This window comes from Rhodovibrio sodomensis, assembly GCF_016583645.1.
Taxonomy (GTDB): domain Bacteria; phylum Pseudomonadota; class Alphaproteobacteria; order Kiloniellales; family Rhodovibrionaceae; genus Rhodovibrio; species Rhodovibrio sodomensis.
This window is the reverse complement of sequence record NZ_NRRL01000145.1, coordinates 1-10,799: the sequence shown is the minus strand read 5'-3', so window position 1 is coordinate 10,799 and position 10,799 is coordinate 1. Positions and strand designations below refer to the sequence as shown.

Genomic DNA, 10,799 nt, shown 5'->3' with positions numbered 1-10,799 from the left:
GAGGGCTGATGTCGGCCATCTGGGAAACTCCTGTCCTGAGAGTTGGTGGTCGGCAACCCCATCGTCTCAGGCAGGAGACCCGCCCGCACCTGTTATCCGCTAACCCCCGCGATAGCGGGTTCGTTCAATCACCTTTCAGCTGAATCTTTCCGTAGCTTCACCAAGCTAGGCCTCCGTCGCCGGCGTCTTTTCCTCGAACCTGCACAGATCGGCGATCCGGCAGGCCGGGCAGTCGGGCTTGCGCGCCTTGCAGGTGTACCGGCCGTGCAGGATCAGCCAGTGGTGGGCGTCGCGGGCGAACGCCTTGGGCACGATCCGGGTCAGCTCGTCCTCGACCTCGCGCACCGTCTTGCCGGGCGCCAGCCCGGTGCGGTTGGCGACCCGGAAGATGTGCGTGTCGACCGCGATCGTCGGCTCCCCGAACGCGGTGTTGAGCACCACGTTGGCGGTCTTGCGGCCGACCCCCGGCAGCTTTTCCAGGGCGGCGCGGTCGCGCGGCAGCGCGCCGCCGTAGTCCTCGGCGATCACCCGGGACAGCTCGACCACGTTCCGGGCCTTGGAGTTGAACAGGCCGAGCGTCTTGATGTGCCGCTTCACGCCCGCCTCGCCCAGGGCGGCCAGCGCCGCCGGCGTATCGGCCTCGGCGAACAGGCTGCGGGTCGCCTTGTTGACGCCGACGTCGGTCGACTGGGCCGACAGCACGACGGCGACCAGCAGGGTGAACGGGTCGCGGTACTCGAGCTCGGTCTTCGGCTCCGGCAGGGCCGCGGCCAGCCGGGCGAACAGCTGCTCGATCTCGGCCTTTTTCAGCTTGGTGCGCGCCATGGCCGCGCTTGTCGGCAATGCGCGCGAGGGCGTCAAGGCCTTTGAGTTTGCCTCAAGAGCGGGGTCGACGCGGGTTGGCCTCGCCGGCCGCGCGCCCCGCGCTCTCTATCGTTGAATCGCGCGCAAGGCCGTTCAGGCAGGACCGCCTTGCCCGGCCTTGCTCTCGCGGTGTCGGGCGCCATATCGTGGCGCGTCATGAACCTGCGCCACACCCCGGCCCGCGACACTCCGGCCGACGAGCATGTGGGTCCCCGCCCGGCCCCCGGGCAGGCGGGGCTGTCCGCGCGCGCCCGCCCGGACGACGCCGAGGTGGTGTTCGACGCCATCCTGACCCCGCACCGCTCGCTGTCGAAGCGCGGCTTTACCCTGCTGATGGCCGGGGTCTGCGCCGTCTCGTTCACCGCCGGTTTGGGGTTTTTCCTGATGGGCGCCTGGCCGGTCGTCGGGTTCATGGGGCTCGACGTCCTGCTGATCTATGGCGCGTTCAAGCTGAACTTCCGCGCCGCGCGCCTGTACGAGACCGTGACCCTGACCCGCGACGACCTGACGGTGCGCCGGGTCTCGCCGCGCGGCGACAGCCAGATCTGGCGGTTCCAGCCGGCCTGGCTGCAGGTCCGGATGGACGACCCGCCGGAACACGACAGCCAGCTGACCCTGCGCTCGCACGGCCGGCAGCTCGCGATCGGCAGCTTTCTCACCTCCGAGGAACGCCTCGACCTTGCCAAGACCCTGCGCGGCGCGGTCGCCAAGGCAACCGCGCCAGGGCAGCCGACGGGCGTCTAGCCTCCTCGCCCGCTGGTCTCTCCCTCTCCTCCACTGGGAGGAGAGGGCCGGGGAGAGGAGGTTGCCCGCGGCCTAGGCCCGCGTCGCCTGCGCCCGCGGCGTAAGTGCCAACAGGCCGCCTGCCCGCGGTCGCTCCTCCCCGAGCCCCGCATCCCCGGGGAGGAGGGGATGAGAAGTGGGTGGCGGAGGCCCAAAAGTTCTTGTTGTGTTCCCGTCCAGCCGCTACTCTGGCGGGCCATGGACGAGCGCATTCCAGATCGCGCGCGCAGGGGCCGCGGGGCGGTCTCGAACCACCGCAGCAGCCGCTTCACCGCCTTGCAGCGCGAACGCACCGACGACGGCTGGGCCGGCGCGCGCTCCGCGCAGGGGGCGTGCGGCGACGCGGCCGACGCCCCGGCGGACGACGATGCGTTGGAAGGCCCGTCCCCGCAAACCGTGATCGGCATCGACCGGTCGAAGTCCGCGCTCGCCTGGAACGGCTCGCCGGACGTGCCGTTCGACCGCTCGCTCAACCCCTACAAGGGCTGCGAACACGGCTGCGTCTATTGCTTCGCCCGGCCGACCCACGCCTACCTCGACCTGTCGCCGGGCCTGGATTTCGAGACCCGGATCTTCGCCAAGCCGGACGCGCCCGACCTGCTGCGCCGGGAACTCGCCAAGCCGGGCTACCGGCCGGCGACGATCACCCTGGGCGCCAACACCGACCCCTACCAGCCGGCCGAACGCGACCACGGGATCTCGCGCGCCCTGCTGGCGGTGCTGGAGGAGGCGCGCCATCCGGTGTGCATCGTGACCAAGGGGGCGGCGGTCACGCGCGATGCCGATATCCTGGGCCGGATGGCCGCGCGCAACCTGGCCCGGGTGATGGTGTCGGTCACCACGCTCGACCGCGCGCTGTGCCGCACGCTGGAGCCGCGCGCCCCGCAGCCGGCCCGGCGGCTGCGGGCGGTGCGCGCGCTCACCGACGCGGGCGTGCCCACAGGCGTGCTCGCGGCGCCGATGATCCCGGCCCTGAACGACTGGGAGCTGGAGCGGATCCTGGAAGCCGCGGCGGATCACGGCGCGGACACCGCCGGCTACGTCCTGCTGCGCCTGCCGCACGAGATCAAGCACCTGATGGAGGAGTGGCTGGACGCCCACGCGCCGGGCAAGAAGGACCACGTGCTCTCCCTGATCCGCCAGGCGCGCGACGGCGCGCTCTACGACGCCGGCTGGGGCACCCGGATGAAGGGCACCGGCGCATACGCCGACCTGCTCGCCCGGCGCTTCCGGCGCGCCGCCAAGCGCCACGGCCTGTCCGCCGATCGCTGGGACCTCGACACCACCCAGTTCACGCCGCCCGCGAAGGACCCGCGGCAGGGCGCGCTGTTTTAGAGCAAGATGCTGCAAGGTGAAGCCACCTTTCAGCTGACTCTTGCTCTCACTTCAAGCAGTTAGAGCAAAATTCACGACGAAGGTCGACCCGACCTTGATCGATTCTGCTCTAGAACCTGTGCGCCCACGCCGTCTTGTCAGCGGCCCCGGGGCGGGCGATTTTCTGACCGGCTAAGATTAGGGCTCGAAGGGAGCGCGCGATGATCCTGAGACTGGCGGCGAGCTTGGCGGCGTCGGCGGTGCTGGCGGGCTGTTCGGTGTTCGGGGTGCGCTCGGGCACCGAGACGCTGGACTACGAGGTGGTGGCCGATCTGGGCGAGGATATGGAGGTGCGCGCGTACCCCGCCCGCCTGGCCGTGGAGGCGCGCGTGCCGGGCCGGGACGCCAGCTCCAAGGCGTTCGGCCTGCTGTTCGACTACATCACGGGCGCCAACCGGCAGAACCGGGAGGTCGCGATGACGACCCCGGTCGAGACACAAGAGGGCGCCCAGGAGATCGCCATGACCACGCCGGTCGAAACCGGCGAGGCCACGACCGAAAGCGGCCAGCCGGTCACCGTGATGCGGTTCTTCCTGCCGGACAAGTTCACGCAAGCGACCGCGCCGGTGCCGACCGACGACCGGCTGCGCCTGGTCAAGCTGGCGCCCGAACGGATCGCCGTGCTGCGGTTTTCCGGCTTCGGCTTCGACACCAGCGTGCGGGAAGAGAAGCGCCAGCTGCTGACCCGCCTGGAGGACACCGTCTGGCAGCCGGCGGGCGAACCCTCGGCGCTGTTCTACGACCCGCCCTGGACCCTGCCGTTCTTCCGCCGCAACGAAGTCGTGGTGCCGGTGACCCGCGCCGAGTCGTGAGCCGTGCGGCTTCGGGTCCCGTCCGCCGCCGTTCGACACGGTCGCGGACGCGCCCTGCTCAGGGTCGGAAGCTCCGGGCGTCGATAAGCTAGAGCAAGATGCTGCAAGGAGAAGCCACCTTTCAGCTGACTCTTGCTCTCTCTTCAAGCAGTTAGAGCAAAATTCACGATGAAGGTCGACCCGACCTTCGTCGATTTTGCTCTAAGCCCGCCGCCAGCGTCCGCCCCGGCACTACCCGCCGCTGACCATCGACTTCAGCTGCCGGTTGGCGACCGCGAGCATGGCCAGGTCGGGGGTGCCGGCGGAGCGCAGTTCGGTCACCAGCTGTTCGGTGCGGGTCACCAGCGCCTGGCGCTGGTGCGCCCAGGCCTCGAGCGCGTCGGTGCCGTTGCCGCCGGCGGCCTGGGTTTCCAGCACCCGGGTGGTCAGGTCCGACTGGTGGCCGTAGAAGTCGTCGATGATCGCGCCCACGGCCAGCTTGTCCCAGGCGTCGTCGGTGGGCAGCTGGTTGGCGGCCTGGCGCAGCCAGTCGAAGCCGAAGCGCTGGCCGACCGCGAAGAAGGTGCGCGCGACCGTGCCGACCTGCATGTCCAGGCTGCCGGCGATCCGGCAGATGTCGAGCGCGGGCGGCAGCAGCCGCAGCGAGGCGACCCGCCGGGCCAGCGCCTCGCCCGCGCCCTGCTGCTGGTAGTGACGGGCGCGCCGGTCGCGGTCCTGCAGGTCGCCCTTGGCGAGCAGCTGGTCGAGCTGCCCGGCCACGGTCGCGACCCCGTCGGTGAAGGTCGCGCAGACCCCGGAGATGTCGATCGGCTGGTTGCAGGTGCGCAGGAACCAGCTGGTCGCCCGCTCGATCAGCCGGCCGGCCTCGGTCAGCATCTCCGCCTGGGTGTCGGCCGGCGCGATCGTGTCCAGCGCCTCCACCCCGGCCCAGACCTCGCGCAGGCCGAACACCTCGCGCGCGGCCATGTAGGCGCGGGCGACCTCGTGGTTCGGCATGCCGGTCTTTTCGCGCGTCTCGTGCACGAAGGTCATGCCGCAGCGGTTGACGATCGAGTTGGTGACCGAGGTCGCGACGATCTCCCGGTTCAGGCGGTGGCCCTCGATCTGCCGGGGATAGCGCTGGCGCAGCTGCTCGGGGAAGTAGCTCTTGAGGTCGGCCGCCATGTAGGGATCGTCCGGCAGGTCGGAGGCCAGCAGGTCCTCGTACAGGACGATCTTGGCGTAGCTCATCAGCACCGCGATCTCCGGGCGGGTCAGGCCGATCCCGGCCTTGCGGCGCTCCATGATCGCCTCGTCGTCGGGCAGGTATTCGATGCTGCGGTTCAGCTTGCCCTGGCGTTCGAGCGCGCGCATGAACCGCGCCGAGCGGTCGAGCAGATGCGCGCCCAGCCGTTCGGTCACCGAAATGGCCTGGGTCTGCAGGTAGTTGTCGCGGAGCACCAGCTGGCCGACCTCGTCGGTCATCGACTGCAGCAGCTCGTTGCGCTGCTTGCGGGTGATGTCGCCCGCCTCCTCGACCATGCCCAGCAGGATCTTGATGTTCACCTCGTGGTCGGAGCAGTCGACCCCGCCCGAATTGTCGATCGCGTCGGTGTTGCAGCGCCCGCCGTTGAGCGCGAACTCGATCCGGGCCAGCTGGGTCACTCCCAGGTTGGCGCCCTCGCCGATCACCCGGCAGCCGAGATCCTTGCCGTCGACCCGGATGGCGTCGTTGCCGCGGTCGCCGACGTCGGCGTGGCTCTCGTCCGAGGCCTTCACGTAGGTCCCGATGCCGCCGAACCAGAGCAGCCCGCAGTCCGCCTTGAGCATGGCGTGGACCAGCTCGTTGGGCGCCACCTGGTCCTTTTCCAGGCCGAAGCGCTGCTTGATCTCTGGCGTGAGCGTGATCGACTTCGCCTTGCGCTCGAACACCCCGCCGCCCTTGGAGAGCTTGGCGGTGTCGTAGGCGTCCCAGCCCTTGGCGGCGTCGAACAGCCGCTTGCGTTCCTTGTAGCTCTCCGCGGCGTCGGGCTCGGGGTCGACGAAGATGTGCAGGTGGTTGAACGCGCCGATCAGGCGGATGTGCTCGGAGCAGATCATGCCGTTGCCGAACACGTCGCCCGACATGTCGCCGCAGCCGATCACCGTGAAGTCCTCGGACTGCGTGTCGTGGCCGATCTCGCGGAAGTGGCGCTTGACCGATTCCCAGGCGCCCTTGGCGGTGATCCCCATCACCTTGTGGTCGTAGCCGCTGGACCCGCCGGAGGCGAACGCGTCGTCCAGCCAGAAGCCGTACTCCTGGCTGACCTCGTTGGCGATGTCCGAAAACGCGGCCGTGCCCTTGTCGGGCGCCACCACCAGATAGGGGTCGTCGCCGTCCCAGCGCACCACGTCCTGGGGCGCGCGGACCTCGCCGCCGCCGACGAACGTGTCGGTCAGGTCGAGCAGCCCGCGGATGAAGGTCTTGTAGCAGGCGACGCCTTCCTGCTGCATCGCCTGGCGTCCGGCCGAGGGCGCCGGCGGCTGCTTGGGCACGAACCCGCCCTTCGAGCCGACCGGCACGATCACCGCGTTCTTGACCTGCTGCGCCTTGACCAGGCCCAGCACCTCGGTGCGGAAGTCCTCCCGCCGGTCGGACCAGCGCAGGCCGCCGCGCGCGACCATGCCGAAGCGCAGGTGCACGCCCTCGACCCGCGGGGAGTAGACGAAAATCTCCCGGAACGGCTTGGGCAGCGGCAGTTCGTCGATCTCCTCGCTGGCGAGCTTGATCGACAGCCAGGGCCGCTCGCCGCCGTCCGGCATCGGCTGGTAGTAATTGGTCCGCAAGGTCGCCTGGATGGCGTTCAGGAAGCGCCGGACGATCCGGTCCTGGTCCAGGCTCTCGACCTCTTCCAGCCCGTCGCTCAGGTGCTGGACGATGCGCGCCTGCTGCGCGTCGCGGTCGGCCTGGAGCGCGGGATCGAAGCGGCAGCGGAACAGCTCGACCAGCAGGCGCGCCAGCGTCGCGTTCTCCGCCAGCGTGTCCTCCATGTAGGCCTGCGAGAACGGGATGCCGGCCTGGCGCAGGTACTTGCAGTAGGTCCGAAGCACGATCACGTCGCGCGCGGTCAGGCGGGCGAGCAGGACCAGCCGGTTGAACGCGTCGTTCTCCATCTCGCCGCGCCAGACCCGGGCGAACGCCTCGTGGAACTTGTCGCGCACCCGGCCGAGGTCGACCGGCGCGCCGCCGGCCGTGCGCATCTCGAAATCGTGCAGCCAGACCGGCAGCTTCCGGTCGGTGGGCTGGATGTCGTAGGGATGCTCGGAGATCACCTTGATGCCCATGTTCTCCAGCATGGGCAGGATGTCCGACAGCGGGATCGGCTGGTCGACGTGGTAGATCTTGAAGCGGACCTGATCCTCCGACGCCTCGATCGGGCGGTACAGGTTCATCGCCAGGTCCTGGGTCTCGATCGCGCGCTCGATCCGCACGATGTCGTAGACCGCCGCCTTGGCCGGGAAGTGCTCCTCGTAGCTGGCGGGGAACGCCGCGCCGAACCGGCGGGTGGCGGCCAGGCCCGGCTCCTCGCCGCGCTCCTCGATCAGGGCTTCCTGCAGCTGGTCCGACCAGGAGCGCGCGGCCTCGGCCAGGCGCTGCTCCACGGCGTTCTTGTCGACGTCCGGGATCTCCCCGGGGGTGGTCTTGACGATGATGTGCGTGCGCGCCAGCACGGCTTCGGTCAGGTGGGTGTAGAACGCCGAGACCTCGCCGTTGAACGCCTGTGCCAGAATGCGCTGGAAGCGCAGGCGCAGATGGGTGTCGTGCCGGTCGCGCGGCACGAACACCAGGCAGGAGACGAACCGCTCGAACGGGTCCCGGCGGGTGAACAGCGCGATCCGCTGGCGCTCCTGCAGGTGCAGGATGCCCATGGAGATCCGGTAAAGGTCGTCCTCGCCGATCTGGAACAGCTCGTCGCGCGGATAGTTCTCCAGGATGTGCAGCAGCGCCTTGCCGTCGTGGCTGTCGGTCCGGAAGCCGCTGCGCTCCAGCACCCGGTCGACCTTGCGGCGCAGCAGCGGGATCTCGCGCGGGGTGCGGGAATAGGCGGTCGAGGTGAACAGCCCGGCGATCAGCTTTTCGCCGGTGACATGGCCGTCGGCGTCGAACGTCTTGACCGCGATCGTGTCCAGGTGGACCGCGCGGTGCACGGTGGAGCGCCGGTTCGCCTTGGTGACCCGGAGCAGGTCCGGCTGGTGCAGGAACGCCTGCACCTCCTGCGGCAGCTTGCCCAGGTCGCGCAGGCCGTCGAACAGCCGGTATTCCGGATCCGCCAGGATACCGAGCCCGCTGTCGTGGTCGACCTGGGCGACCGCCGCGGCACCCGCCCCCTCGAAGCTGTACTCGCGGTAGCCGAGGAAGGTGAAGTTATCGTCCGCGACCCACTCCAGGAAGGCCACGCCCTCGTTCAGCTCGCCCTTGTCGAGCGGCGGCGGGCTCGCCTTCAGGGCCTCGATCACGGCCTGGGCCTGACGCTGCATCGGCTGCCAGTCGCGCACCGCCGCGCGCACGTCCGCGAGCACGCGGGCGAGCTCGCGCTCCAGCTCGGCCAGGCGCCCGGCCGGCTGCTCGCTGATCTCGACGTGCATCAGCGATTCGCGCAACGTTCCGGCCGCGCCGTCCGCGCTGGCGTCACTGTCGGCCTTGGCGCGCGTCTTGGTCGCGGTATCGCCGCCGTGCGCGCTCCGGGTCCGGCCGCGGGCGCGCGCCTTCGACTTGGCGGGCTTGCCGGTCGCGGCCGCGGCCGGCTGGGCGCGGGCGTCGGCGGGCGGATCGTCGGCGGACGCATCGTCGGCGGGCGCATCGTCGGTGGCTGGGTCACGGGCTGGGTCGCGGGCCGCGTCGGCGGCGTGGATGTCGCTCAACTGGCCCTGGGCGTCGCGGTCGACCCGTAGGATCGGGTGGATCACCAGGTGGACCTGCGCGTCCAGGTCGGCCAGGCGCTGGGTCACGCTGTCGACCAGGAACGGCATGTCGTCGTTCACGATCTCCACGACCGTGTGCGACGAGCCGTAGCCGTGCTCCTCGATCCGCGGATTGTAGGCGCGGACCTTGGCGGCGCCGGGCGCGCGGCTGCGCGCGAAGTTCAGCATCGCGACCGCTTGGCCGTACAGGTTGTCGGCGTCGTCGCCCAGCAGGTCGTCGGGCGGCACGTGGGCGTAGAACTGGCGGACGAACCGCTCGGCGACCTCGGCCCGGTCCGGGTCGAGCCGGGTCTGCACCCGCTCGACGATGCGGTCGATCAAATCGGTTTTCAGCTGCTCGGCGCCCGTGGACATGACGGCTGACCCTCCCCCGGCGTGGTCGGTTCTGGTTGGGCGCCGGCTCTGCGACCGGCACCAGGGGCCACGCTAGCGCGATCCGCGACGCGAAGAAATGACGCAGGCGCGGGGATCTCGGCCAGCCTCAGGGCCAGAAGCGCCCGCTCGACCCGATCGCGACCACGAGCAGGCCCAGCGTCAGATTGGCCGCGACCAGCTTGCGGATCGTCTCGATGTTGCGGGCCGCGGTCTGCCGGTCGCCGGCGTCGACCGCCCGGGCGAACCGGCGCCAGGGCGCGAAGAAGACGTGCGCGAAGATCGCCATCATCACCAGGCCCAATAGGTGCATGACGTGGACGTGCACGCCGACGTTGGCGAACCCGCCGTAGGTCACGAAGGTCAGGTAATAGCCGGTGGCGAGCAGCAGCCCGACGCTGCCCCAGACGACCGGAAAGAAGCGGGCGAAGGTGCCGCGCCAGAAGGTCTGGCGCTGCGGGCCTTCCAGCGCGCCCAGCGCCGGCCGGGCGAACAGATACGCGAACGCCATCCCGCCGACCCAGACGACGGCCGCGAGTGCGTGGAGGGCGAGGGCGAGGGCGGAGAGCATGGGATTCCTTCGAATTTGGCGTCAGTTATGTCTCGTCCGGATAGACCGCTTCTCTAACAAAATCGCAGTTCGCCTTCAGATCATTACGCAATTTGTCGCGATATCGAGAATGCGGGAGCTGAAAAATAACGACCTGAATACCAGATTTTCGAGCCTGTTTCATTGCGGGGATCATATCTGTATCTGCGGAGACCAGCAGGATTCGATCTACACTGCGGTCTACTGAAAGAGCAGCAATATCCAAACCCAATCGCATGTCCACGCCTTTTTGCTCAAAATTTGGCTTGAAATGAGAATCCTCAAGCTTCCCGCCAGCGACTGGAATTCTTTTGGGAACCCAGCCTCGAAATTTTAGCTGACCCTTCCTCACAGCAAAAAGATCACGCGTTGCGAGCTCATCTAGCCATTCGGAGTTGCCGGACAGCTTTTCTTTCTCTCCGGAGACGGGCTTGGATTGCTCCCCGAAGTAAGGCGCGCAATCATAATAAAGAATCTTTTGGAGCTCTTCATCGACTTGCGGGAGCGTCTTGGCAAATTTTTCAATAAAATCTGGGGTCGTTTTGCGACCCTGATTTTTCGCGGCGGCTCGCAGATGTCCCCCATCTATCAATAGCACTACGCGCTTCATGCCGATCCTCGCCGCAGACAATAAGAAGGCCCCGGACGTTGCCATCCGGGGCCTCCTGGATAAGGGCCCGATAGATAATGGTCCGGGCCACCTCAATTCAGTAAGTTATATATCGAACCCGGATTGTCAATCCGAAAACGAAAAGAACCATTAACAAGACCTAAGGACGGGGGCTCGGCCTGCTCGGCTGAGCCCCCGGTAGATGGAGCGGGCGATGGGATTCGAACCCACGACCTTCTGCATGGCAAGCAGACGCTCTAGCCCCTGAGCTACGCCCGCATCCGTCGTGTGTGCGCCCGGCGGTCGGCCCGCCGCAGCGACACCCGGCACATAATACGCCGCGCGCGGCTTTGCAACAGGGGAATTTTACGCGCTGGTGACATCGCCCCGCCCGCTCGCGTAGGCTCCGCGCGCTCCGTGGCCGCGCGTTCCGCCGCGCCCGCGTGGTGCCGCC

7 protein-coding genes and 1 tRNA gene are annotated in these 10,799 nt (G+C 68.6%); 3 read left to right on the top strand and 5 right to left on the bottom strand.

The window, feature by feature from the left end:
• Window positions 1–165: 165 nt before the first annotated feature.
• Window positions 166–825 carry an endonuclease III gene (gene nth, locus CKO28_RS24765; RefSeq protein WP_200343598.1) on the bottom strand — a complete coding sequence of 220 codons (660 nt, stop codon included), beginning with the start codon at window positions 823–825 and terminating at the stop codon, window positions 166–168.
• 195 nt (window positions 826–1,020) lie between these two features.
• On the opposite strand from nth, the gene CKO28_RS24760 reads away from it, so the two are divergent.
• The 3 genes from CKO28_RS24760 (at window position 1,021) to CKO28_RS24750 (ending at window position 3,833) form a co-directional block, all read left to right on the top strand.
• Window positions 1,021–1,608, top strand: coding sequence for a DUF2244 domain-containing protein (locus CKO28_RS24760; RefSeq protein WP_200343596.1), 588 nt, complete (start codon window positions 1,021–1,023; stop codon window positions 1,606–1,608).
• A gap of 237 nt (window positions 1,609–1,845) precedes the next feature.
• Window positions 1,846–2,982: a PA0069 family radical SAM protein gene (locus tag CKO28_RS24755; protein WP_200343595.1), complete on the top strand. Its 1,137-nt coding sequence runs from the start codon at window positions 1,846–1,848 to the stop codon at window positions 2,980–2,982.
• Between the two features lie 200 nt (window positions 2,983–3,182).
• Window positions 3,183–3,833, top strand: a complete 651-nt coding sequence (locus CKO28_RS24750) for an SOUL family heme-binding protein (RefSeq protein WP_200343593.1) — start codon at window positions 3,183–3,185, stop codon at window positions 3,831–3,833.
• Window positions 3,834–4,064: 231 nt separating this feature from the next.
• Here the strand turns inward: CKO28_RS24750 and CKO28_RS24745 are convergent, their stop codons facing one another.
• From CKO28_RS24745 to CKO28_RS24730, 4 genes are all read right to left on the bottom strand, one after another.
• Complete coding sequence (locus CKO28_RS24745) at window positions 4,065–9,128, bottom strand: NAD-glutamate dehydrogenase (protein WP_200343591.1); 5,064 nt, start codon at window positions 9,126–9,128, stop codon at window positions 4,065–4,067.
• Between the two features lie 127 nt (window positions 9,129–9,255).
• Complete coding sequence (locus CKO28_RS24740) at window positions 9,256–9,717, bottom strand: CopD family protein (protein WP_200343589.1); 462 nt, start codon at window positions 9,715–9,717, stop codon at window positions 9,256–9,258.
• 25 nt (window positions 9,718–9,742) lie between these two features.
• Window positions 9,743–10,390: an NYN domain-containing protein gene (locus CKO28_RS24735; protein ID WP_200343587.1), complete on the bottom strand. Its 648-nt coding sequence runs from the start codon at window positions 10,388–10,390 to the stop codon at window positions 9,743–9,745.
• A gap of 158 nt (window positions 10,391–10,548) precedes the next feature.
• Window positions 10,549–10,624: transfer RNA gene (locus CKO28_RS24730), tRNA-Gly, on the bottom strand.
• Window positions 10,625–10,799 lie beyond the last annotated feature (175 nt).

Excerpts from the sequence above, each read along its gene's own strand:
- CKO28_RS24755 (WP_200343595.1), top strand. The coding sequence starts at position 1,846 with ATGGACGAGCGCATTCCAGATCGCGCGCGCAGGGGCCGCGGGGCGGTC.
- CKO28_RS24745 (WP_200343591.1), bottom strand. The coding sequence starts at position 9,128 with ATGTCCACGGGCGCCGAGCAGCTGAAAACCGATTTGATCGACCGCATC.
- CKO28_RS24740 (WP_200343589.1), bottom strand. The coding sequence starts at position 9,717 with ATGCTCTCCGCCCTCGCCCTCGCCCTCCACGCACTCGCGGCCGTCGTC.
- nth (WP_200343598.1), bottom strand. The coding sequence starts at position 825 with ATGGCGCGCACCAAGCTGAAAAAGGCCGAGATCGAGCAGCTGTTCGCC.
- CKO28_RS24760 (WP_200343596.1), top strand. The coding sequence starts at position 1,021 with ATGAACCTGCGCCACACCCCGGCCCGCGACACTCCGGCCGACGAGCAT.
- CKO28_RS24735 (WP_200343587.1), bottom strand. The coding sequence starts at position 10,390 with ATGGCAACGTCCGGGGCCTTCTTATTGTCTGCGGCGAGGATCGGCATG.
- CKO28_RS24750 (WP_200343593.1), top strand. The coding sequence starts at position 3,183 with ATGATCCTGAGACTGGCGGCGAGCTTGGCGGCGTCGGCGGTGCTGGCG.